Annotated in this window: 22 protein-coding genes; 3 read left to right on the top strand and 19 right to left on the bottom strand. The window is 66.2% G+C overall.

Annotated features, from left to right (window positions below; genetic code table 11):
• Positions 1–12 precede the first annotated feature (12 nt).
• The 3 genes from ybgC to prmB form a co-directional block, all read right to left on the bottom strand.
• Positions 13–432 carry a tol-pal system-associated acyl-CoA thioesterase gene (gene ybgC / locus F792_RS0103875; protein ID WP_018168447.1) on the bottom strand — a complete coding sequence of 140 codons (420 nt, stop codon included), beginning with the start codon at positions 430–432 and terminating at the stop codon, positions 13–15.
• Positions 429–1,472: a Holliday junction branch migration DNA helicase RuvB gene (gene ruvB, locus F792_RS0103870; protein ID WP_038038349.1), complete on the bottom strand. Its 1,044-nt coding sequence runs from the start codon at positions 1,470–1,472 to the stop codon at positions 429–431. Before ruvB ends, ybgC begins: the two co-directional genes overlap by 4 nt.
• Positions 1,473–1,559: 87 nt before the next feature.
• The gene (prmB, locus tag F792_RS0103865) at positions 1,560–2,456 is read right to left on the bottom strand and encodes a 50S ribosomal protein L3 N(5)-glutamine methyltransferase (protein WP_018168445.1); all 897 of its coding nucleotides are present in this window, start codon (positions 2,454–2,456) and stop codon (positions 1,560–1,562) included.
• A 78-nt stretch (positions 2,457–2,534) separates the two neighbouring features.
• Here prmB and asd point away from each other — a divergent pair, with 78 nt between their 5' ends.
• Entirely contained in the window at positions 2,535–3,389 is an 855-nt protein-coding gene (gene asd, locus F792_RS0103860) for an archaetidylserine decarboxylase (RefSeq protein WP_018168444.1), read from the top strand.
• A 246-nt stretch (positions 3,390–3,635) separates the two neighbouring features.
• Here the strand turns inward: asd and F792_RS0103855 are convergent, their stop codons facing one another.
• The gene (locus tag F792_RS0103855; protein ID WP_018168443.1) at positions 3,636–4,391 is read right to left on the bottom strand and encodes a DUF3581 family protein; all 756 of its coding nucleotides are present in this window, start codon (positions 4,389–4,391) and stop codon (positions 3,636–3,638) included.
• 43 nt (positions 4,392–4,434) lie between these two features.
• Positions 4,435–6,324, bottom strand: coding sequence for a DNA helicase RecQ (recQ, locus tag F792_RS0103850; protein ID WP_018168442.1), 1,890 nt, complete (start codon positions 6,322–6,324; stop codon positions 4,435–4,437).
• Between the two features lie 199 nt (positions 6,325–6,523).
• Between recQ and F792_RS0103845 the strand changes: the two genes are divergently transcribed.
• Together F792_RS0103845 and F792_RS0103840 are read left to right on the top strand one after the other, a co-directional pair.
• Positions 6,524–6,985 carry a cytochrome c gene (locus tag F792_RS0103845; protein ID WP_018168441.1) on the top strand — a complete coding sequence of 154 codons (462 nt, stop codon included), beginning with the start codon at positions 6,524–6,526 and terminating at the stop codon, positions 6,983–6,985.
• 246 nt (positions 6,986–7,231) lie between these two features.
• Positions 7,232–9,052, top strand: a complete 1,821-nt coding sequence (locus F792_RS0103840; RefSeq protein ID WP_018168440.1) for an ABC transporter ATP-binding protein/permease — start codon at positions 7,232–7,234, stop codon at positions 9,050–9,052.
• A gap of 453 nt (positions 9,053–9,505) precedes the next feature.
• On the opposite strand, the gene arfB is transcribed toward F792_RS0103840, so the two are convergent.
• From arfB to F792_RS0103770, 14 genes are all read right to left on the bottom strand, one after another.
• Positions 9,506–9,922 (bottom strand): alternative ribosome rescue aminoacyl-tRNA hydrolase ArfB, encoded by a 417-nt coding sequence (arfB, locus tag F792_RS0103835; RefSeq protein ID WP_018168439.1) that lies wholly within the window; start codon positions 9,920–9,922, stop codon positions 9,506–9,508.
• Between the two features lie 7 nt (positions 9,923–9,929).
• On the bottom strand, positions 9,930–10,244 hold the full coding sequence (locus F792_RS0103830; protein ID WP_018168438.1) for a hypothetical protein: 315 nt from the start codon (positions 10,242–10,244) through the stop codon (positions 9,930–9,932).
• A 182-nt stretch (positions 10,245–10,426) separates the two neighbouring features.
• Complete coding sequence (locus F792_RS0103825; RefSeq protein WP_018143973.1) at positions 10,427–12,019, bottom strand: peptide chain release factor 3; 1,593 nt, start codon at positions 12,017–12,019, stop codon at positions 10,427–10,429.
• A gap of 130 nt (positions 12,020–12,149) precedes the next feature.
• The gene (locus F792_RS0103820) at positions 12,150–12,956 is read right to left on the bottom strand and encodes a tetratricopeptide repeat protein (protein ID WP_038084332.1); all 807 of its coding nucleotides are present in this window, start codon (positions 12,954–12,956) and stop codon (positions 12,150–12,152) included.
• Positions 12,957–13,130: 174 nt separating this feature from the next.
• Positions 13,131–13,610 (bottom strand): ribosomal protein S18-alanine N-acetyltransferase, encoded by a 480-nt coding sequence (gene rimI, locus F792_RS0103815; RefSeq protein ID WP_018168436.1) that lies wholly within the window; start codon positions 13,608–13,610, stop codon positions 13,131–13,133.
• A 91-nt stretch (positions 13,611–13,701) separates the two neighbouring features.
• Positions 13,702–14,445 carry a uracil-DNA glycosylase family protein gene (locus tag F792_RS0103810; protein WP_018168435.1) on the bottom strand — a complete coding sequence of 248 codons (744 nt, stop codon included), beginning with the start codon at positions 14,443–14,445 and terminating at the stop codon, positions 13,702–13,704.
• A gap of 4 nt (positions 14,446–14,449) precedes the next feature.
• Positions 14,450–15,280: a CDP-diacylglycerol--serine O-phosphatidyltransferase gene (gene pssA, locus F792_RS0103805; protein ID WP_018168434.1), complete on the bottom strand. Its 831-nt coding sequence runs from the start codon at positions 15,278–15,280 to the stop codon at positions 14,450–14,452.
• Positions 15,277–15,951, bottom strand: coding sequence for a phosphatidylserine decarboxylase (locus tag F792_RS0103800; protein WP_018168433.1), 675 nt, complete (start codon positions 15,949–15,951; stop codon positions 15,277–15,279). The genes pssA and F792_RS0103800 overlap by 4 nt, the downstream gene beginning before the upstream one ends.
• Before the next feature lie 61 nt (positions 15,952–16,012).
• On the bottom strand, positions 16,013–17,029 hold the full coding sequence (ilvC, locus tag F792_RS0103795) for a ketol-acid reductoisomerase (protein WP_018168432.1): 1,017 nt from the start codon (positions 17,027–17,029) through the stop codon (positions 16,013–16,015).
• An 86-nt stretch (positions 17,030–17,115) separates the two neighbouring features.
• Complete coding sequence (gene ilvN / locus F792_RS0103790) at positions 17,116–17,610, bottom strand: acetolactate synthase small subunit (protein ID WP_018143980.1); 495 nt, start codon at positions 17,608–17,610, stop codon at positions 17,116–17,118.
• A gap of 22 nt (positions 17,611–17,632) precedes the next feature.
• Positions 17,633–19,351 carry a biosynthetic-type acetolactate synthase large subunit gene (gene ilvB, locus F792_RS0103785; RefSeq protein WP_018168431.1) on the bottom strand — a complete coding sequence of 573 codons (1,719 nt, stop codon included), beginning with the start codon at positions 19,349–19,351 and terminating at the stop codon, positions 17,633–17,635.
• Between the two features lie 330 nt (positions 19,352–19,681).
• Entirely contained in the window at positions 19,682–21,265 is a 1,584-nt protein-coding gene (locus tag F792_RS0103780; RefSeq protein WP_018168430.1) for a DNA mismatch repair protein MutS, read from the bottom strand.
• A gap of 135 nt (positions 21,266–21,400) precedes the next feature.
• Positions 21,401–22,567, bottom strand: a complete 1,167-nt coding sequence (locus tag F792_RS0103775) for an aldo/keto reductase (protein WP_018168429.1) — start codon at positions 22,565–22,567, stop codon at positions 21,401–21,403.
• Positions 22,568–22,813: 246 nt separating this feature from the next.
• The gene (locus tag F792_RS0103770) at positions 22,814–23,704 is read right to left on the bottom strand and encodes a PEP-CTERM domain protein (RefSeq protein ID WP_018168428.1); all 891 of its coding nucleotides are present in this window, start codon (positions 23,702–23,704) and stop codon (positions 22,814–22,816) included.
• Positions 23,705–23,888: the final 184 nt, after the last annotated feature.

Below are 23,888 nucleotides of genomic sequence, written 5' to 3'. Positions count from 1 at the left end.
GTCCATCTCCCGTTATGCCTTTGTTCCATCCGCCGCACGCAGCGCGTGCGTCACTTCATCGGGGATTGCCACCGGCGCCTGCCGGGCCACGTCCACACAGGCAATGCCGACCTCGCCGGTCACCAGCACCGTCGTGTCACGCTGCACCGCCTGCGCGAATTCGATGCTGGCGCGGCGCAGACGCTGCACCCGGCAGGTCACCGTCAGGGCCTCGTTGAAATGGGCGGGACGCTGCATCTCCACAGACAGACGCCGCACGGCGAACACAATTCCGTACTCGGCGCGCAGCCGGTCCTGCTCGAAGCCCAGCGCACGCAGCCATTCGGTCCGCGCGCGCTCCATGAATTTCAGATAATTCGCGTGGTAGACCACGCCACCGGCATCGGTGTCCTCGTAATACACCCGCACCGGCCATTCGAAATCCGTCGTCATGGCTGGCGCGCGCCCTCGGCCATCGGCGTCAGCAGGTCACCCTCCTCCGTGCGCGCCAGACCAAACATGGCCAGCGTGCGGCGGGTCGCCTGGCGCCCGCGCGGGGTGCGCTGCAGATAGCCCTGCTGGATCAGGAACGGCTCGACCACATCCTCCAGCGTGCCGCGGTCCTCGTTCATCGCGGTGGCCAGACTCTCGACCCCGACCGGGCCGCCATCAAACTTCTCCACCAGCACCTCCAGCAGACGGCGGTCCTGGGCATCCAGCCCCGAGGCATCGATCGCCAGCAGGTCCAGCGCCTGCGCGGCCACATCGAGCGTCACCACGCCGTCGGCCCGCACCTGGGCGAAATCGCGCACCCGCCGCAACAGACGATTGGCCAGACGCGGCGTGCCGCGCCCGCGGCGCGCGATCTCGGTCGCGCCCTCGGCCTCGACCCCCACGCCCAGCAAGCCGGCGGCGCGATTCACGATATGCGCGAGATCGGGGACAGTGTAATGATCGAGGCGCTGGACGATACCGAACCGGTCACGTAACGGGGCCGAGAGCAGCCCGGCGCGGGTGGTAGCCCCCACCAGCGTGAACGGCGGCAGGTCCACCTTGATTGAACGCGCGGCCGGACCCTCGCCGATCACGATATCCAGCTGGCCATCCTCCAGAGCGGGATACAGGATCTCTTCCACTACCGTCGGCAGGCGGTGGATCTCGTCAACGAACAGGACATCGCGCGGCTCCAGCGCGGTGAGGATCGCCGCCAGGTCGCCGGCGCGCTCCAGCACCGGGCCGGAGGTCTGACGCAGGCCCACCCCCAGTTCGTTGGCAATGATATGCGCGAGGGTCGTCTTGCCCAGCCCGGGCGGGCCGGCGACCAGCGTATGGTCCAGGGCCTCGTCACGCCCGCGGGCGGCCTCGATGAACAGCCCCAGCTGCTCGACCACGCGCGGCTGACCGGTGTAGTCCGCGAGCCGTTTCGGGCGCAGGCTGACCTCCGCCCGCTCTTCCTCGGACCGACTCTGCATATCCACCAGACGTGATTCCATAGCCTCGCAGTATGCATCGCCACCGGCGCCGTTTACAGGGCCTTCCGCCGGGTTTTCGGACCGGGGTCCGGGCGTGGGTCGGCGTGGTCAGGCGCTGGCGGGCAAGTCGCGGGCGTAGACCAGGAACACGCCATGCCCGCCGGCCTCGAACTCCAGCCAGATCATTGGCAGGTCCGGGAAGGCCGCCTCCACCGCGGCCTGGCTGTTGCCGACCTCCACGATCAGCGCGCCGTCCTCGGTCAGGTGCTCGCGGGCCCCGTCCAGGATGCGGCGCACGATACCCAGCCCGTCGCCCCCGGCAGCCAGTCCCAATGCCGGCTCGTGGCGGTACTCGTCCGGCAAGGCCGCCATGTCCTCGGCATCCACGTACGGCGGATTGGACACGATCAGGTCATAGCGGTCACCGGCTTGCAGCCCATCGAACACGTCGGACTGCAATGCGCGGACTTGTTCGCCCATCTGGTGGCGCTCGATGTTGATCCGAGCCACCGCCAGCGCATCCGGCGAGACATCCGCCAGGTCCACCTGCGCCTGCGGCAAGGCCAGCGCCATCGCGATACCGATGCAGCCGCCCCCGGTGCAAAGATCCAGGGCCCGAGTCACCCCATCGGGATCCAGCCACGGCTCGAAGCCCGCGGCGATCAACTCCGCCAGGGGCGAGCGCGGCACCAGCACGCGCTCGTCGACATAGAACGGCAACCCGGCAAACCAGGCCTCGCGGGTCAGGTACGCCGCCGGCTTGCGGGTGGCGATGCGCTCGCGCAACACCGCCACGACCCGCGTGCGCTCGGCCTCGCTCAGGCGCGAATCCCACCACGACTCGGGTAGATCCAGCGGCAGGTGCAGGGTGTGCAGCACCAGCCAGGCCGCCTCGTCAAAGGCGTTGTCGGTGCCATGGCCGAAGGTCAGCCCGGCGCCGCGAAACTGGCTGGCGCCGAAGCGAATGAAGTCGCGCAAGGTGCGCAATCCGGTGGTTGAATCCATGCCCGGTCTTTCCGTTGCGTGCGGGGGCGGTCATCATACCGCCTCGATGTCACTGTGTACGCCCGAACGAGATCCCGCATGAGCAAGATCGACCCCTGGCTGGCGCGCCTGTCGCACCTGCTGCCACAGCACGCCCTGTCGCGCGTGGTGCACCGGCTGGCGCGCATCGAGTCGCCGCAGCTGCAACCGCTGCTGCGCGCCTTCGTGCGCCGCTTCGGCCTGAACATGGACGAGGCCGCGGAACCGGACCTGACCACCTACCCCAGCTTCAACGCGCTGTTCACCCGCGCCCTGCGCGAGGACGCACGGCCACTGGAGGGGGACGCGAATACCCTGGTCAGCCCGGCCGATTCCCGGGTCAGCGCCGCCGGGCGCATCGAGGGCGGGCAGATCTTCCAGGCCAAGGGACATCACTACACGGTCCGGGAACTGCTGGGCGGGGAGGACGAGCTCGCGGAGGCCTTCCGTCACGGGCACTTCGTGACCCTGTATCTGTCACCGCGTCACTACCACCGACTGCACATGCCGCTGACCGGCACCCTGACCCACATGATCCATGTGCCCGGACGGCTGTTCTCGGTCGCCCCGCGCATCGTGCGTCACGTGCCGCGGCTGTACGCGCGCAACGAACGCGTGGTGACCTGCTTCGACACCCCGGTAGGACCGATGGCCATGGCCTTGATCGGCGCCCAGAACGTCGGTTCCATCGAGACCGTATGGGCTGGCGAGGTTACCCCGCCCCATGGTCGCGAGATCAGCGTCAGCGAGTATCCGGACCGTGCCGTCACCTTGGAGCGCGGCGCGGAGATGGGTCGCTTCAACCTGGGCTCGTCGGTCGTGCTGCTACTGCCCGATCACCCACTAAAACTCGCGGAACACCTGACGCCCGAGACCGAAGTCCAGGTCCGCGCGGCGCTCGGCCAGTTCTACTGAGTTTTCAGTACGAAGCACACGCAGACAGGAAGAAGTTCAAGGGCGATTCACAGGAAGACGGGAAATCAGAAGAGTTCTTGAACGCTCACACCCAGCCCCAGTGCCTGGCGCGACGCTGTCGTCCGCAGTTCTCCTCAATGCCCTCGGAGCAAAAACGCCCCGTCTTCCCGCCGACCTGTAAAGGCTTTTCGCTTTGGACCTGGCCCTTCTTCATGTCTTCGTGCGCGTGGTGGTGAACAAGGCACCTCAGGCCTGGGCGTGGGCCCCGCCCTGCTGATTGAAGTAGGCGGCCTTCCAGCTTTCGTAGTCGGCGACGAGCCGCTCGACATCGGCGGCATCGAACGCGCGCAGCCCGCTCAGCACGAGGTGCTTGCTGCCGTCGGCAACCACCGACTGGTCGATGACCAGTTCGTAGTCCAGGCGAATCTCTCCGCGCTTGCCATTGACCGTCATCACCGCATCCTTCAGACGGGGCTCCGGCACCCCGGCGCTGGCTGCCAGCGGCTCGGGCAGATGAAAACCCATGCGCTCATACATCACCAGTGGGCGCTTGGGGTTCACCATCACGCCGTGCTCCTCCATCAGCGGCACCAGCACGTGCGGGAAATTCTGCCCGGAAAAGCCGACATAGCTGCGGATCAGGGATCCGATCGCACTGGGCTCGTCGATCACCGCCCCCGAACGCTCGACCTCGATTACGCTCTTGCCACTCTCGTCGGTAATGGCAAAGGCCGCGCCCGGGTTTTCCGGAAAGATCAGGGGCACATTGCCTCCCACCATGCCGGTGAAACGGAAGAGCATGTCCGCGCTCGCGCCGTAGGTGTCCAGCACCAGGGCAAACAGTAGATCCCCCGGGACACAGAAGCGCCGGTTGTCGGCATCGTGGATCGGATTGAAGTCGCCCGCGAGGGTCTTGGCGAAGTCGCTGCCCTGCTCCGGGGTTACGACCAGCTGACCGTCGCGAAGGCGGTAGAAATCCTCAAGGAAGCGGGTATCGGTCACGCGGTCTCCCCGAACGCATCATTTGGTGTGGTTTTTCGCACCACTATAGCCCGAAATGCCCCTCGATGGCCTTGATAAAGGCATCGCCGTAGCGTTCCAGCTTGTGCTGCCCGACCCCGGAGATCCCGGCCATCTCGTCATGGGTGCGCGGCGCGGCCGCCACCATCTCCAGCAATGTGGCATCGCTGAAGATCACGTAGGGCGGCACCCCCTGATCCCGCGCCAGCTCGGTACGCAGGCCCCTCAGCGCCTCCCACAGGGAGCGATCCTCGGTGTCCATCGCCGCGACTGTACGGGCCGTATCACGCCGTGCCGGGCTGGCGCTACGTGCCCCCTTCTCCGGACGGGCCGCCTCCTCGCGCAGGTGAATCCCCTCCTCTCCGCGCAGAACCGGGCGACAGGCCGGATCCAGCTTCAGTCCGCCGTAGCCCTCGTCATCCAGGCGCAGCAGTCCACGCGCCAGCAACTGCCGGACCACGCCGCGCCACTGCGCCTTGTCGAGTTCCTTGCCAATGCCGAAGGTGCTCAGACGATCGTGCCCCAGACGGGTCAGGCGCTCACTGGCCGAGCCGCGCAGCACGTCGATCACATGCCCGGCGCCGAAGCGCTCGCCGGTTCGATAGATGCAGGACAGGAGCTTTTGCACCGGCACGCTGGCATCCCAGGTCGCCGGCGGCTCCAGACAGTTGTCGCAGGCCCCGCAGGGTTCCGGCATGTGCTCGTCGAAATATCCCAGCAGGGCCTGGCGGCGGCAGCTGGTGATCTCGCAGAAGCCCAGCATGGCCTCCAGCTTTTGCTGTTCGACGCGCTGACGCTCGGCCCCGGCCTGCGACCCCTCCAGCATCTGGCGCAAGGTCACGACATCCTGCAACCCAAAGACCATCCAGGCATTGGCCGGCAGGCCATCGCGGCCGGCGCGGCCGGTCTCCTGATAGTACCCCTCCAGACTCTTCGGCAGGTTCAGGTGGGCGACAAAGCGCACATTCGGCTTGTCGATGCCCATGCCGAAGGCGATGGTGGCGACCATCACCACCCCCTCCTCGCGCAGGAATCGGGTCTGGTTCGTCGCGCGGGTCGCGGCCGGCAGGCCGGCGTGATACGGCAGAGCGGTGACACCCTGCTCCGCCAGCCATTCGGCCACGGCGTCCACCTTCTTGCGTGACAGGCAATACACGATCCCCGCCTCCCCGGCGTGTTCCTCGCGGATGAAGCGCAGCAGCCGATCACGTGCCGAGCCGCCCCGGCCGCCGTCTGCCTGGGCGATGCGGTAGCGGATATTGGGGCGGTCGAAGGAACTGACGAAGGCGCGCGCCTGATCGAGGCACAGCCGTTCGCGGATCTCCTGGCGGGTCGGGCCGTCGGCGGTCGCGGTCAGGGCCAGGCGCGGCACCTGTGGAAAACGCTCGGCCAGCACCGCCAGTTGACTGTATTCGGGGCGGAAGTCATGCCCCCACTGCGAGACGCAGTGCGCCTCGTCAATCGCGAACAGGGCGAGGTCGATGCCTTCCAGGCGTTCCAGCATGCCCGAGGCAAACAGCCGCTCTGGCGACATGTACAGGAGATCCAGTTCGCCGGCGTGCAGGGCCGCCAGCACGGAACGCGCCTCGTCCGCCTTCTGGCCGGAGTCGAGACTGGCCGCGGCCACGCCGTTCTGGCGCAGGGCGGCGACCTGATCCTGCATCAGCGCGATCAGGGGCGAGATCACGATGCCGCAGCCGGATCGAGCCAGCGCCGGGATCTGGTAGCAGAGCGACTTGCCGCCGCCGGTGGGCATCAGCACCACCGCGTCGCCACCACCGGTCACGTGCTCGACGATCGCCTGCTGCTGGCCGCGAAATTCCGTATAGCCGAAGGTCTCGCGCAGGATCTCCAGTAGCGCCGCCGCCGGAGCGCTTCCCTGCGCTTCTCCAGCTGCAAGACCCGAGGGTTCCAATGGATACACTCCAAACAATATGACAGGCGGGCAAGACTGCCGAATGCCCGGCACCGCTGCAAGCGACAGGCGTCGGAATCACCCTGCGCCGCCCGCAACCGACACCTGCAAGAAGACGCTGATTCGGTTTTTTGCGCCTTTCCGCGATAACACTCGCCACGCTAAACTGCCGATCCAGCCCTCCTTTTCCGGAATCCCAATGCCGACATCCACCCGCCTCCTGCCCGTTGTCTGTCTCGCGCTGTTGACGCTCGCCGCCTGCTCCGAGGCCCCGGATTCGGACACCGGCGACGCGGCCGCGCAGGCACCCGCCAGCGAGTCGAACGCGGCCTCGGGCTCCACGGCGCAGCTCGACTACAGCCTGCCGCCGGAGGATTTCGCCGCCGACCCCGAAGCCGGGCGCTCGCTGTTCCGGTCCAACTGCATGGAGTGCCACGGCGAGGATGCCCGCGGCACCGACCAGGGGCCGCCGCTGATCCACCGCATCTACGAGCCCTCGCACCACCCGGACATCACCTTCCATCGCGCGGTGGCCCTGGGCGTGCACCAGCATCACTGGGAGTTCGGCGACATGCCGCCGGTGGCGGGCGTCACCGGCGAGGAGACCGCCCACATCATCGCCTGGATCCGCCAGGAACAGCGCGCCGTCGGCATCGACTGAGCGGAGCCGGCACATGCATCCCCTCGCTCGGATGCGGTCCGCCAGACGGTGTGCGCCTGCCTGGACGCCAGGCTGCGCCACCACGACCTCGAGCAGGACCGGGGCGGGTTACCGTATCCCTCGCTGATAGTTCCGGCGACGTAGCAGATCCCGCCGGGGCCGGAAGCCGCTACCGAACGCGCGCCCACGTGCGAAGCCAGCGGCAAGCCTCTAAGGTAGGCGACCTACCCAGCCCCGGTTTCCCCCATGCGCGGTCATTCCAGCGTGCACGATGCGCCCGACGAGGCGATTAACTGGCGCATCGTTCGCTCCCTGTTCCCCTATCTCGCGGAGTTCCGCGGGCGGCTGTTCCTCGCCCTCGGGCTGATGGGCCTGGCCAAGCTGGCGACCGTGCTGGTCCCGCTGGCACTGAAATACATCGTCGATCACTTCGAGGATTCCGGCACCGACGCGCTGGTGGCAGTACCGGTGGCACTGGTGGTGGCCTATGGCCTGTTGCGCTTTGGCGGCACCCTGTTCGGGGAGTTGCGCGACGCGGTCTTCGTGCGGGTGGCCGAGCGCGCCATGCGGCGCGCGGCCCTGCGCGTGTTCGAACATCTGCATCGGCTGGAGCTGAGCTTTCATCTGGCGCGCGAGACCGGCGGCCTGGCCCGGGACATCGAGCGTGGCACCAGCGGTATCAGCTTCCTGCTGCGCTTCATGGTGTTCAACATCCTGCCGACGATCATCGAGATCGCGATGGTCGCGGTCATCCTGCTGATCGCGGTGGGCCCGGTATTCACCCTGACGGTGATCATCGCGGTGGCGGCCTACATTGCCTGGTCGGTGTGGATTACCGAGTGGCGCACCCGCTTCGTGCGCGAGGCGAATCAACGCGACAACGAGTCCAACACCCGCGCGATCGACAGCCTGCTGAACTACGAGACGGTCAAGTACTTCGGCAACGAGGGCTTCGAGGCCCGGCGCTACGACGAGGGCCTGGCCACCTGGGAACAGGCGCGCACCAAGAACGTGCTGTCGCTGGTGCTGCTGAACTCGGGGCAGGCCCTGATCATCGCCGGCGCGATCACCGTGATGATGCTGCTGGCCGCCAGCCGCGTGGCCTCGGGGCAGATGTCGCTGGGCGACCTGGTCATGGTCAACGCCTACATGATCCAGCTGTTCATGCCGTTGAACTTCCTCGGCTTCGTCTATCGCGAGATCCGCCAGTCGCTGGCGAACATCGAGCGCCTGTTCGGGCTGCTGGAGAAGCCCGTGCAGGTCGAGGACCGCCCGGACGCACCGGATCTCGAGGTCACCAGCGGGCAGGTGCGCTTCGAACAGGTCGCCTTCCACTACCAGCCGGAGCGCCCGATCCTCGCGGACGTCTCGCTCGAGATCCCCGCCGGGCACAAGCTCGCGGTGGTCGGGCCCAGCGGGGCCGGCAAGTCGACGCTCGCCCGGCTGCTGTTCCGCTTCTTTGACGTGACCGACGGGCGCATCACCATCGACGGACAGGACATCCGCGAGGTGACCCAGCAGAGCCTGCGCCGCGCGATCGGCGTGGTCCCGCAGGACACCGTGCTGTTCAACTCCAGCATTCGCTACAACATCGCCTACGGGGACCCGGAAGCGTCCGAAGAGGCGATCTTGCGCGCGGTCCACCTGGCGCACCTGGACGACTTCATCGAGCGCCTGCCCGACGGTCTGGACACGGTGGTCGGCGAACGCGGGCTCAAGGTCTCCGGCGGCGAGAAACAGCGCATCGCCATCGCCCGCATGCTGCTGAAGGACCCGCCGATCCTGGTATTCGACGAGGCCACCTCGTCACTGGACTCGGGCTCGGAGAAGGCCATCCTGCAGGCCCTGAACGAGGTCTCGGCGCGGCGCACCACGCTGGTCATCGCCCACCGCCTGTCCACCGTGAAGGACGCCGAGCAGATCGTGGTGCTGGACCAGGGCCGCGTGGTCGAACGGGGCGCCCACCGCGAACTCCTCGCCAGGAACGGCGCCTACGCCCGCCTGTGGCAACACCAGCAGGAACACGACCCCACCACCGCCAACTCGAGCCCGAACGCCGGGCACTAAACCCTTGTTCACCACGAAGCGCACGAAGGCACGAAGGAATTCAAGGGCGTATTCACCACGGAGGACACGGAGATCACGGAGGAATTCGAAAGGCTCTGATGTGCGCGCTCCGTCAAGGGTGCGGGATGCCGCCAAGCACACGAAGCAGCGGCGGTTAACCTGCAGTAACCCAGGCCGCAACCAATACCCGTATCTCACCCCGACTTCCCTATTTTCTCCGTGTCCTCTGTGTCCTCCGTGGTGAACCCGCTCTTGACCTTGACCTAGCCCTTCTTCGTGTCTTTGTGCGCTCCCATGAAACGGTTTGCAAGCGGTTGTTTGGGTTATGAAAGTTTTGGCCTTTCTGAGGCGCCTCAAAAGGTCCGATGACGGACATCAACGCCCGCTGTTTCCTGCGCGACAGCGCGTCGTCCCCGGACGGGGCGCCAACTTCGTGGTGAACAAGGAATTGAATCAGTCCGGGTCGACGCGGCCGCGCAGGGCCTTCTTGCGGCCGCGCTGGGTCTTGCCCTCCAGGCGGCGCAGCTTGGAGGCGCGGGTCGGCCGCGTGGCCTTGCGGGCCTTGATCGGGCGGCCGGCCTCGCGCAACAGCTCCGCCAGGCGCTCCAGCGCGTCCTCGCGATTGGCCTCCTGGGTGCGGTACTGCTGCGCCTTGATGACGATCACGCCGTCCTTGCTGATGCGCTGGTCGCGCCGGCGCAGCAGACGCTCCTTGTAGACCTCGGGCAGGCTGGAGGCGCGGATATCGAAGCGCAGGTGAATGGCCGAGGCGACCTTGTTGACGTTCTGGCCGCCGGCCCCCTGGGCACGGATCGGAATCAGCTCGATCTCGTGCTCGGGGACGCTCACGCTATTGGAGATTTGCAGCATCGCGGGATCAGCGAAACTCGCCGCCACGGATACGGCCGTCCTCATCCAGCTCGGCAAAGAACCGGCTGTGATCGGTCCGGTATTCCTGGGTCACGATGTCCCCGGGCAGCACCAGCATCACGTCGGGGTAGACGCGCCCGAATTCTGCGGGTGTCGGGCGGCTCTCGAGAAAATGCAGGAACGGGTTCATCTGCTCCACTGTGCCCGGACGCGGCTCGGGCCCGTCACCCCGGGTCTCGGTCTTGTGCACCGAACAGGCACCAACGCCCAGCGCCAGCACTACAACCACAAGGGCCGGGGTCCATCGGAAATTCAACGCCATGCAAACCTCCTGCGCAGGCAAGATGCAACGTCATTTCGAGGCGCCGAAGGCGCCGCGGCAACCTCCAGAAGCTCGCACCCCAGCTAGATCCGATGGCCCACGGGAGATTGCTTCGTCGCTTCGCTCCTCGCAATGACGGGGCAATATCCCGCGCGCCGAGGGAGTAGTTAGGAGCGCGGAGGTTACTCCGTCGGCTGGCCGTGCTCGCGGGTCGACTGGAAGCGGATCTCCGGCCACTTCTCCTGCGCCATCTGCAGGTTGACCCGGGTCGGGGCGATATAGACCAGATCGCCGCCGTGGTCGATCGCCAGGTTGGTCGCCGCCTTCTCCTTGAACTCGTCGAATTTCTTCGGATCATCGCTTTCGACCCAGCGCGCCGTCTGGACGTTCACGTTCTCGAACTGTGCCTCCACCTTGTACTCGGTGCGCAGGCGTTCGGCGACTACCTCGAACTGCAGCACGCCGACCGCCCCCAGGATCAGGTCGTTGTTGGTCAACGGGCGATAGAGCTGGGTCGCACCCTCCTCGCACAGCTCCTGCAGCCCCTTGGCGAGCTGCTTCATCTTCAGCGGGTCCTTCAACTGCGCGCGGCGGAACAGCTCCGGGGCGAAGTTCGGCACACCAGTGAAGGTGAGGTCCTCGCCCTGAGTGAAGGTATCCCCGATGCGGATGGTGCCGTGGTTGTGGATGCCGATGATGTCGCCGGGATAGGCGGTCTCCACATGCTCGCGGTCGGAGGCCAGGAAGGTCAGCGCGTCCGGGATCTTCACGTCGCGCCCGATGCGCACGTGGCGCAGCTTGGCGCCCTTGTCGAAGGTGCCCGAGCAGATGCGCATGAACGCGATGCGGTCGCGGTGGTTCGGGTCCATGTTCGCCTGGATCTTGAACACGAAGCCGGTGAACTTCTCCTCGGTCGGCTCTACCTTGCGCGAGTGGGTCGGGCGCGGCAACGGGCCCGGAGCATACTCGACGAAGTCGTCCAGCAGCTCCTCGATCCCGAAGTTGTTGATCGCCGAGCCGAAGAACACCGGGGTCTGCGCACCGCTCAGGTAGGCCTCCGGGTCAAATGCGTGCGAGGCGCCCTGCACCAGTTCCAGTTCCTCGCGCAGCTCCCCGGCCTGCGGCCCCAGCACCTCGTCCAGGCGCGGGTTGTCCAGGCCCTCGATGATCTCGCCGGTGGACTTCTTGCCGCCCTCTTCGGGGTCGTACAGATGCACCGCGTCGCGGCGGAGGTGATAGACGCCACGGAAGCGCTTTCCCGAGCCGATCGGCCAGGTGATCGGGGCGCACTGGATCTTCAGCACCTCCTCGACCTCGTCCAGCAACTCGATCGGATCGCGGCCCTCGCGGTCCATCTTGTTCACGAAGGTCATGATCGGCGTATCGCGCAGCCGGCAGACCTCCATCAGCTTGATAGTCCGTTCCTCGACACCCTTGGCGGCGTCGATCACCATCAGCGCGGAGTCCACTGCGGTCAGCGTGCGATAGGTGTCCTCGGAGAAGTCCGCGTGTCCCGGGGTGTCCAGCAGGTTCACCATGCGGCCCTTGTACGGGTACTGCATGACGGAAGAAGTGACCGAAATGCCACGCGATTTCTCCATCTCCATCCAGTCGGAGGTGGCATGGCGCGCTGACTTGCGCCCCTTGACCGTACCGGCGAGCTGGATCGCGCCGCCGTACAGCAGGAGCTTTTCGGTCATGGTGGTCTTACCGGCGTCCGGGTGCGAAATGATCGCGAAGGTCCGGCGTCGGCGGGTTTCCTCGATAAAGGACATGAATACGGGCCGCTTGAATCAGCCCGTAAGTTTAACGCGAAAGCGCGGGTCCGGTTCATCTTTCCGGGGGCCCAACATGCAAACGGCCCCGAAAAACGGGGCCGTTTGCATGGGTTCCGGCGCTGCCCGATCAGCGCGCCGAGGCCGCCTGAAGCGCGGCGTTCTGTTCCTTGAGGCGCCCCTGGGCAGTCACCAGGTCACGGTTGTTCATGCGGGTCTCCAGCGAGGCCAGGCGTTCCCGGTCGTCCGCCATGCTGTACCAGACATGCGCCTGCACCAGATCACGTTCGACCCCGCGACCGTTCTGGTGCAGGCGACCCAGCCCGATCTGGGCATGCCGGTAGCCCTGCTCCGCTGCAGCGGTATACCAGCGCGCGGCGGCGGCCGGATCACGCGTGGTGCCCTGACCATTCTCGTGCATCAGCCCCACATAATACTGCGCGGCAGGCAGTCCCTGATCTGCCGCCTTGCCCAGCCACTCGAGTGCGGCGGCCGGATCCTGCTCGCCATTGGCCAGATGGCTGCCCAGCCAGTACTGGGCATCGGCATGACCCAATTCCGCCGCGCGTGAGTAATGTTCGTGACTGCGTTCGGCGTCGGCCGAGGTGCCCTTGCCGGTCGCGAAGAGGTAACCCAGATAGTAATGCGCACTGGCGTGGTCGGCATCCGCAGCGCGAGCAAACCAGCGCAGGGCCTGATCGTAGTCCACCGCCGTGCCGCGCCCGGCGTAGTTCGCCATGCCCACGTCGAACATCGCCGCCGTATTGCCCTTCTGTGCGTTGCTTTCACGGATCTCGTACCAGACTTCCAGCAGCTCCTGCTGGCGCTCGGCCTCGTCGTAGCCGAAGGCCTGCTGGGCATGGGCAAGCCCTCCGGTAGCCAAGAGCGGCAGCGCCAGGGGGAGCGAAACAAACAATGCACGTAGGGATCGGGACATGGGTTACCTCATCCGGAGTCGGGGCCAATACCGAGTTCGATCATAGACCCGGGGGGTGACCGTCACAACGCGGAGGTCCCGGGACGAGAACCCAAGGCGGCAAAACCCGACCGGGTTACGGATTTTGCACCCGACGCTGTGACTGACTTCACACTCCGGCGCTGAACCGACGAGTCAAGACCCGGCGGGCGCGGCGCAGCGACGCGTCAGCACCCAGGCATCCTCGCGGCCGCTGGGGAGCGGGTAATAGCGCGGACGGGTGCCGATATGCTCAAAACCCTCGGAGCGGTAGAGCTGCACCGCCGCCACATTGGATGGGCGCACCTCGAGGAACAACGCCTCTGCGTCCTGACTGCACACATAGTCAAACAGGCGACGGACCATGAAACGGCCAAGCCCGTTGCCCTGCCAGCGCGGGTCCACCGTAAGGTTGAGCAGGTGGGCCTCGCCGGCGGCCACCGTCAGCACACTATGCCCCACCTGGCGACCATCCACCGCCAGCACCCAGCAGTCGTAACCCACCCGAAGGCAGTCCTCGAAGATGCGGGCGGTCCAGGGGTACACATAGGCCTCGCGCTCCACGCGCATCACGCCTTCCACATCGGCCACCTGCATGCGGCGCAACTCGGGCTGGACGCGGGGTTCGGCACTCATGACGCAGGCTTCTCCAGCAGCAGTGAAGGAAAGGACGGGGCGAGGTGTCGTTGGTTCGGAACCCGGCGACTCGGCCAAGGTTCCCAATCCCTCAATCAGTGAGCGGTTCTGACAGACAGGTCCGGGCGCGCTGCAGGTCCTGCCAGGCACGGGCCTTGTCACCCGGCTTTCGCAGCAGGTAGGCCGGATGGTAGGTCACGATCAGAGGAACGCCCTGGTAGCGCTGCTCCGTGCCACGCAGCCGACCGAGAGGCTCGTCCGTCGCCAGCAAGGCGTGGGCCGCTACACGCCCCAGCGCCACAATGACCTCCGGCTGGATCAGCTCGATCTGGCGATCGAGAAACCCGCGGCAGGCCGCGGACTCCTGGGGTTTCGGGTCACGGTTTCCGGGCGGGCGGCACTTCAGCAGATTAGCGATGAAGACATCGCGGCTCCGGTCCAGGCCCAGCGCCAGCAGCATGTTGTCCAGCAGCTGCCCCGCACGACCCACGAAGGGCTCGCCACGGCGGTCCTCTTCCGCACCCGGGGCCTCGCCGACGAACAGCCAGCGCGCGCGCGGGTCGCCCACCCCGAACACGGTCTGCGTGCGTTCGCGGGCCAGCTCGACGCAGGCATGGCAGCCACGCACCCGCGCCTCCAGGGCCTCCCAGTCCAGGGTATCGACCGCGGCGCCCGGCGCCCCGGCATCCACGACCTCGGCGTGCTCGCCCGCCACAAGGGCGGATTCCGCCGGAAGCGCCGCGGCCTCGGTCTTGTCCTCCAGCGCGATGCGCGAGCGCCACACCGGAATGCCCATGTCCGCGAGGATGCGGCGCTGGCGCACCGACAGCAACACGCGGCTACCCCCCCGACGGCGCCCGGCGACGATGCCGGCGCCAGCGCTCCAGGGTCAGCAACGGTCCGGACAGGGCATAGATGACGAAGGCCGCCAGCAGGACCTTGGGCGGATCCAGGGCCAGCAGCATCAGCGCCAGCACCACCCCGACAATCGCCAGGAAAGGCACCCGGTGCTTGAAGTCCATGTCCTTGAAGCTGAAGTAGGTCAGGTTGCTGACCATTGCCGCCCCGGCGAGCACGGTGACCACCAGGATGCCCACCAGATAGGGGTCGGCCAGCTCCGCCGGGATGCCCCAGTCCTCCAGCACCCAGACCATGCCCACCAGGATCGCGGCGCTGGCGGGGCTTGGCAGCCCCTGGAAAAAACGCTTGTCGCTGACCGCGAGCCGGCTGTTGAAGCGCGCCAGCCGTAGCGCCGCGGCGGTGGCAAAGAAGAACGCCGCCACCCAGCCGAAGTTGCCGAGGTCGTGCAGTTGCCAGAGGTAGACCACCAGCGCCGGGGCCACACCGAAGGACACCAGATCCGACAGCGAGTCGTACTGCGCGCCGAACTCGCTTTGGGTGTCGGTCATGCGCGCGACGCGGCCATCCAGGGTGTCCAGCACCATGGCCACGAAAATCGCGATGGCGGCGGTGATGTATTCGCCGTTGATCGCGGAGACGATGGCGAAGAACCCGGAGAACAGCACCCCGGTGGTGAACAGGTTGGGCAGCAGATACACCCCGCGCCGGCGCCGGCGATGGGGCGGCTGGTCGTCGGCGACGGTATCCTCGCCCTCGATGTAGTCCGGCTCGGGATCCGTCCGTCGGTCGCCTTCGTCCCCTGCACTCATTGCAGCACCTCCGCCGCGCTCTCGTCGTCCCCGGTCGCCTCGGATTCGGGTAACCCGCCGAGCAAGGCCGAACCCGCCAGGACCCGCTGACCCGGCTCGACCATCACCTGCGCGCCGACCGGCAGCCAGACCTCGAAGGTACCACCAAAGCCGGCGAACCCCATGCGCTTGCCGCGTCCTAGGCGGTTGCCGGGGACGTTGTTCTGCATGCGCACCATGCGGGGCCAGTGATCGACGCTGAGTGCCAGGGTCAGCCGGGTGCCCTCGTCGGTCTCCAGCGCATAGGCCAGACGCCCCTCCAACTGGGCATCCGGCGCCTCGTCGGTCTCCTTGCCGGGCCAGACCCGTTCGCGAATTTCGGCCTCCTGCGGGGCGTGCACGTTGTATTCGCCCAGGCGGCGCTGACGCAGGCGGATGCAGACCGCCGGCTTTTTCGTAAACGGATCCCGGGTCTCGGTAATCGACTCGATCGTGCCATCGGCCGGGGCGATCACGCCCAGGGCCGGTGCCGGGGCCTTGCGCCGCACGTTCCGGAACAGCCCCATCAGGGCCACGGTGAGGATCACCATGAACAGGCCCAGCTCCGCCTCCCCGACCAGCAGCGTAATCACCGTCATCCACGCGGCGATGATGACGAACAGACGGCCTTCGGGAGCTAGCGGAAACAGCATCGGGTGCTCGAGAGAGAGGACGCCCTGCGACAGACCATAATGTCCATCGCAGGGCCTCGCATCAGTTGCGGGACTTGTCGACCAGCTGGTTGGCCGTGATCCACGGCATCATGGAGCGCAGACGCTCGCCGACCTGCTCGATCTCGTGGGCGGCGTTCAGGCGTCGGTTGGCGGTCATCGACGGGTAGTTCATCGCGCCTTCCAGGATGAACTGCTTGGCGTACTCGCCATTCTGGATGTTGCGCAGCGCCTCGCGCATGGCCCAGCGCGACTCTTCGTTGATCACCTTCGGACCGGTCACGTACTCGCCATATTCGGCGTTGTTGGAGATCGAGTAGTTCATGTTGGCGATGCCGCCCTCGTACATAAGATCCACGATCAGCTTAAGCTCGTGCAGGCACTCGAAGTAGGCCATCTCCGGTGCATACCCCGCCTCGGTCAGGGTCTCGAAGCCCGCCTTGACCAGTTCCACGGCACCCCCACACAGCACGGCCTGCTCGCCGAACAGGTCGGTTTCGGTCTCGTCCTTGAAGCTGGTCTCGATGATGCCAGTACGCCCGCCGCCGATCGCCGAGGCGTAGGACATCGCGATGTCGCGCGCCTTGCCGGAGGCGTCCTGCTGGATCGCGATCAGATCGGGGATGCCGCCGCCGCGCACGAACTCGGAGCGCACGGTGTGGCCCGGGGCCTTGGGCGCAATCATGATCACGTCCAGGTCCTTGCGCGGCTCGATCTGGTTGTAGTGGATCGCGAAGCCGTGGGCAAAGGCCAGCGTCGCGCCCTGCTTCAGGTTCGGCTCCAGCACGTCGCGGTACAGCGCGGCCTGGTACTCGTCCGGGGCCAGCACCATGATCAGGTCGGCGCCGGCGGTCGCGGCGTCGACATCGGCCACCGTCAGACCGGCTTCTTCGGCCTTGGCGCGCGAGCTGGAGCCTTCGCGCAGACCCACGGTCACGTCCACACCGGAGTCCTTGAGGTTGTTCGCATGGGCGTGGCCCTGCGAACCGTAGCCGATGATGGCCACCTTCATGCCCTTGATGATGGAGAGGTCGGCGTCTTTGTCGTAATAAAGATTCATCGCAATTTCCTTGATATCAGCCCCAAGCGGGGCCCATGGCAAACAAACGGGCCCGGCCCCCGCAACCGGGGGCCGGGCCCGGGGATTCAGATTTGCAGGGCGACGTCGCCCCGGGCGATGCCCATCACGCCGGAGCGCACGACCTCCAGGACGGTAAACGCGTCGAGGGCCACGAGGAAGGCGTCCAGCTTGGAGCCCTCGCCGGTGATCTCGATCACGTAGCTGTCGTGGGCCACGTCGATGATCCGGCCGCGGAAGATATCCGCCAGGCGTTTGACCTCCTCGCGCTCGGCGGCCTCCGGCACACGCACCTTGACCAGCGCCATCTCGCGCTCGATGTGCGGATAGGCGGTCATGTCCAGCAGCTTGATCACGTCGATCAGCTTGTTCAGCTGCTTGGTGATCTGCTCGACGATTTCGTCGGAACCGCTGGTGACGATGGTCATGCGCGACAGCGACGGGTCGTCGGTCGGCGCGACAGTCAGTGATTCGATGTTGTAACCACGCGCGGAGAACAGTCCGGCCACCCGCGAGAGGGCACCGGATTCGTTTTCCAGCAGGACACTAATGATATGACGCATACGGCTCTTCCCTGTACCCGGCTCAGACCAGGATCATTTCGTTCTGGCCGGCACCGGCCGGGATCATCGGATACACGTTCTCGGACTGGTCGGTAATGAAGTCCATGAACACCAGGCGGTCCTTCTGCGCCAGGGCCTCCTTGATCGCACCCTCGACGTCGCCCGGCTGGGTGATCTGGATACCGACGTGGCCATAGGCCTCGGCCAGCTTCACGAAGTCCGGCAGCGCATCCATGTAGGACATGGCGTAGCGGCCCTGATAGAAGAACTCCTGCCACTGCCGGACCATGCCCAGGTAGCGGTTGTTCAGGTTCAGGATCTTCAGCGGCAGCTGGTACTGGAAGCAGGTCGACAGCTCCTGGATGCACATCTGGATGCTGGCCTCACCGGTAATGCAGCCCACCGTCGCCTCCGGATGCGCGAACTGCACGCCCATCGCAAACGGCAGACCCACGCCCATCGTGCCCAGGCCACCAGAGTTGATCCAGCGATTGGGCTTGTCGAAGCGATAGAACTGCGCCGCCCACATCTGGTGCTGGCCGACATCGGAGGTCACGTAGGCATCGCCCTCGGTCAGTTCCCAGAACTTTTGCACCACGTACTGCGGCTTGATCAGCCCGGAGGTCTGGTCGTACTTCAGGCAGTCCTGCGCCTGCCATTCCGCGATCTGTTTCCACCAGGTGGCCAGGGCCTCGGCGTCCGGCTTGCTGCCGGCCTCGTTCAGGCCCTTGATCAGTTCGCGCAGCACCGGCTCGACCTCGCCGACGATCGGCACGTCCACCTTCACGTTCTTGGAGATGGAGGACGGATCGACGTCCACATGCACGATCTTCGCATGCGGACAGAACTTCTCGATGTTGCCGGTCACGCGGTCATCGAAGCGCGCGCCAATGGCGATCAGCACATCCGCGTGGTGCATGGCCATGTTGGCCTCGTAGGTGCCGTGCATGCCCAGCATGCCCAGGAACTGCTTGTCCGACGCCGGATAGCCACCCAGCCCCATCAGGGTGTTGGTGATCGGATAGCCAAGCTGGCGGGTGAACTCGGTCAGGGCCTCGGAGCCACGCCCCAGGATCACGCCGCCGCCGGTGTAGATCATCGGCTGCTTGGCCGACAGGATCAGGTCCACCGCCTTGCGGATCTGGCCGGTATGCCCCTTCGTGGTCGGGTTGTAGGAGCGCATGTGGATGCTCTCCGGGTACTCGAACACGCAGGTATCGGCGGTCACGTCCTTCGGGATATCGACCACCACCGGGCCGGGGCGCCCGGTGGTCGCCACGTAGAAGGCCTTCTTGATCGTGGTCGCCAGGTCCTTCACGTCCTTGACCAGGAAGTTGTGCTTCACGCAGGGACGCGTGATCCCCACGGTATCCACTTCCTGGAAGGCGTCGTTGCCGATCATGCTGGTCGGCACCTGGCCGGTGAACACCACCAGCGGAACCGAATCCATGTAGGCATCGGCAATCCCGGTAATCGCGTTGGTCGCGCCGGGGCCCGAGGTGACCAGGGCCACGCCCGGCTTGTAGGAGGACTTGGCATAGCCCTCGGCCGCGTGCACCGCACCCTGCTCGTGGCGCACCAGCACGTGGGAGACCTTGTCCTGCCGGTACAGCGCATCATAGATGTGCAGTACCGCACCACCGGGATACCCGAATACAACTTCGACGCCCTCGGCCTGGAGGCTGCGACAGAAGATTTCGGCGCCGGTGATGGCGGTGGCGGAGCTTGCGGACTCGGACATGGTGGTCGACTTCCTTACCGGGGGCTTGTGCACGATCGTCGGGTGATCACGCACCACAAATCAAAATAGCCCACCATCCTAATATGAAATCGCCCCCATTTCACGCCATAAAGCGGATGGGCCCGCGCCGGTCCTCGCGGGGAGCCAGCGACGTAGCCACCGGCACACGGGGCTAACCGACCCCGCCGCCCTGCCCGCTCCCACGAGATTGCCAGGGCCCCTGCGGGGCCTCGCAATGACGGGGGCAACAAGCACCGTCATCGCGAGGCGCGAAGCGACGTGGCGATCTTTTTGGGCGGCCCCGACGTCAAACCGAGCCGACACCGTAGGTCAGCTGTGCTCGCCCCCGGCCTGCGCGGTGGGCAGCTCGGCGAAATGCTCGCGGGCCCGCGCCACCAGCTGCGGTGGCAGGCCGTTCTTCTCGGCGATGGTCAACCCGAAGGAGACCCCCGGCTCGCCGATCAGCAACCGATAGGTGGGCGAGAGGGTCTCCGCGTCGAACTGCATCGAGGCATTCACGATGCCCGCATGCTGCGCCGCGTAGTCCTTCAGCGGTGCCAGGTGGGTATTCACGATCCCGCGCGTACCGCGGGCGCGCAGCTCGTCCAGCATCGCCATGGCGAGGGCTGCACCTTCGTCGGGGTCGGTACCGGTACCCAGCTCGTCCAGCAGGATCAGGCTTTCGGAGCGAGCATGGTCGAGGATCCGCTTGAGCACCTCCACATGCCCGGCGAAGGTCGACAGATGGTGGAACAGGCTCTGGTGATCACCGACATCGACCATGACCCGATCAAAACGGCCGATGCGACAGTCCTGCTCGGCCGGGATATGCAGCCCGCACCAGGCCATGGTGACCAGCAGGCCCAGGGTCTTCAGCGCGACCGTCTTGCCGCCGGTGTTCGGGCCGGTAATCAGCAACAGCGGCTGCTCGCCATCCAGGCGAATCGACAGGGGAACCGGCTGCGGGCCGTTCCCCTCGGCGAACTGCAACAGCAGCAGCGGGTGGTAGGCCTCGATCAGCTCCACGCCGGCCTCGGGCTCCAGCCTCGGGGCATGGGCATTCATCTGCGCCGAAAGCTGTGCGGCGGCCGAGGCCAGATCAATCCAGGTCAGCGCGGTCAGCATCAGGTCCAACGGCTCGCCATGCTGGCGCACCCCATCGGTCAGCTCGCGCAACAGACGCTGCTGTTCGGTGTTGATCTGACTGTTGACCGTATCGAGCTGGTTGTTCAACGGGACCGCCTCGATCGGCTCCACGATCTGGTCACGCCCCCCCATCGCGGTGCCCCGACGCACACCCTTGACCGCCCCGGCCGCGTCGCCGCGCAGCACCATCACCGCGCGCTCCTGGTGCCACTGCACCTTCAGCGCATCCTCGCCCTTCTGCGCAAGATCGGAGTCCGCCAGGCGCTTTTTCACCACCGCCTCGACCTCGTCACGCAGCCGCCCGCGCTGCCCGAAGGCCTCGACCAGCTCGGCGCTGGCGTCTTCGCGCAGCGAGCCGCCGGGGTTCAGGCAGGCAGCCAGGCGCTGTTCCAGCGCCTCGGGTGGGTACAGCTTGTTCAGATCCGCCGGATAGATCTCCGGGGTGTCGGCCAACTGATCCGCCAGTTCACGAGCCTGGCGCATGATGACCTGGAGATTGTGCAGGGCCTGTACCGGCAAGGCCGAACCGGGGTTGGCCGCCTGGCGCAGCGCGGCACGCACATCCGGCAGCTGGCCCAGCCGGGGCAGCGTGCCGGCATCCAGACGCTGGCGTGCGACGGTCACCGCCTTTTGCAGCGCCCGCGCCGCATCCAGATTCGGCGCCGGTTCCAGCCCGCGCGCGGCGTCGGCGCCATAGGGCGTGGCAGTCAGGCGCTCCAGCAGACGCTGGATCGCGGGGAATTCGAGGGCCTTCAGATCAACCTGCATGGCATACCCTTGTACATGAAATCTCTGCCGGAACCTTGTGGGAACCGGCTTTCCGGCGAAGCCCCTGCCCGCATCCGGCTTTGGCAGGGGCTTCGCGTGCAAGCACGCTCCTACAAGGAAGGGCGAGGATCCTGGTTACTCCTCGGCCTTCTTGAACATGCCGAGATAGGCCTTCTTGTCCATCATCGGCTCGCGCATCACCGCCAGCATGTCGTCCAGGTGTTCCGGCGTGCTCATGCCGACCAGCGAGGTGCCCAGACCCGGCGTGGAGCGGTTGAACTGCAACGCGCGCTGCGCCGGGTTGGGCAGGCTCGCCAGTTGCTGCTCGACCACCTCCACCGACTGTTTCGCCAGATGCCCCTTCAGCATGGAATGCGAGGCGATCATGTACACCTCCAGCTGGTGCGCGGCCTGCAGCGGGCTGGCCACATTGCCCTGCCCGGTCGCGGTGTTGAAGCGGGTAAAGCCTTCCAGCATCACCTGGTTGAACGGCAGCATGGCGATCTTGAAGTGGTGCCGCGCATGGTCGTCGCCGGTCACCGTCTGCGCGGCGCGTTCGGCCAGGCCCTGCATGGAGGTGAGCGACTGGAACACCGCCGCGTCGGTCTCCTCGCGGAAGCCCTCGAAGGTGGAGATGCCGTAGGTGCGGATCTTCTTTTCGAGTACCGCCCGCTCCAGCATCTCGAACACGGGCTCCAGCTTGCGGTTGGTCGGCTCCTTGCCGATCTCGTGGATGTGCACCTCGGGCTGGTCGATCAGGAACGCGTCCAGCGTCTCCACCCCCATCAGCGAGCGTGACAGCTCCATCTGGTAGTGGAGGTATTCCGGCGTCAGCAGATGCGCGCCCTTGGCCAGATCATCCTTCGTGCCCATGCCCTGGGCCTCGATCTCGCGCTGGAACCAGGCCTCCATATCGTCCGGAGGCCCACCGCGCAGGGTCAGGAAGCCGCCCTTGGAGATCAGGAACATCGCCTCGCGCGGAACCCCGGCCTCCAGCGCGGTACGCACGCCAGCCCCCACCGCGGCCAGCGACCGGCCGTAGCGGTAGTGCGCGCCGGTATCGACCACGTTGACGCCCTCGGCCAGGCCACGCGCAACGATCGCGGAGATCTGCGCGTCGACCTCGGCGGTGGCTGCCCCGCCGAAGGTGCCGATCCCGAGGCTCGACAGGCGCATCTTCGCGCGCGAGAACTCGCTGTAATGCCCCTCGGCGGCCTTGCCCTCGGACACGAACTGCTCTGCGTAACGACGCGTCGCCTTGGCATTGGCGTATCCGGGTATCAGTTTCTGCACGGGCTGCATGCGTCTCCTCGATTGGTCGCGGGTCCCTGGTGACGGACTCAGGGAAGCCCCGAACCCTCACCCACCCGATGAGGGGGAGAATCGTACGTCAGCGGACGGGATTTGCGAAAACCCGCAACGCGAGCGGGCCACTACCGGCGGCATTGTACGGCCGCACAAACAGCCGCGCCCTGGCATGTGCCAGGGCGCGGGGCAGAGGCCGACCCGAGCCGGAAGCCAGGGGGCGGCAGAGGAAAGCAGCGGAGGCTACAGGCCCGGGGCCGAATGCCGATAGCGGCGGAAGGCCCCCAGCATCACGAGCCCAAGCCCGATCAACCAGACCGGCCCAGGGAGCGGAACCTCGGTCGTGGTGGCGAACCGACCGCTGAGATAAAGCTCCTCGAAGCCATTGTTCAGGTCGTCCATAAAGAAATCGATCCCGAACAGATAGCCTTCGCCGGAGAACAGGCCGAGATCCATGGTCGGGGCAAACACGATGTAGTCCAGCTTGCCGCTTCCCTTGTTGGCATCGGCCTCGTACACCTCGCCCGAATCGCCAATCACCTCGACCTCGCCGGGCGAGAGAACCGGGCCGCCATTGCCGTCGTCAAAGATCCAGCGAGCCACGCGTTCCCCGGTGACGGGGTCGTAGATAAAGACCTCGGCCTGGACCCACAGATCGGGGGCTGAGCCTGTCTGGTTGTGATCGAAGATGAACGTGGGGATTGTGGCCCCCGGGTTAATCGCATCCAGGTACGCCAGGAGGTTGTCCACCAGCACAGGCCCGTTGGCCTGGGTGCCCAGCCCCCAGTCACCAGTGAAGTCGGTCGTACCGCCACCCGGCAAGGGCATGGGGTCCTCGAAATTGTAGCTGCCGCCGGGCCCGATACCCTGGTTATCCGCGCCACCAGCACCCGTGCCCACAATCAGATCCAGCGTGCCGGTGCCCTGCCCGGTAAACTGGTCATTGGACAGGAAACCCCACTGGTTCAGCAACGAGCCGGAGTAAGAATAGAAATCGTTGTACTGAATGGCGACCGGGATCCCGTCATAGGTCTCGTCGACGTCCGGAAGCTCGATAATGGCCGCGTTCGCCACCGAGCCTGCGAGCATTACGCCCGCTAGCACCACCACCTGCTTACTCCACCACTTGCGCATCACACTCACCTCCGGCTCCCGGCCTGTTGACCGCTCAGGGCGCCTTTCGCCCTCTCGAGCAACTACGAAGCAAGACACGCGCCAAAGCCGCTAAAGACCTGTTTGATCGCGAGTTTTTCGCAAACCCGATTCGCCGCGAAGGACCTCGTGTAAACCATTCCGACATTTTTCGGGAAAACGGCCC

The sequence above is a fragment of the Thioalkalivibrio sp. ALMg9 genome (genome assembly GCF_000380625.1).
Taxonomy (GTDB): Bacteria; Pseudomonadota; Gammaproteobacteria; order Ectothiorhodospirales; family Ectothiorhodospiraceae; genus Thioalkalivibrio; species Thioalkalivibrio versutus.
This window is presented reverse-complemented; position numbering and strand designations above follow the sequence as displayed.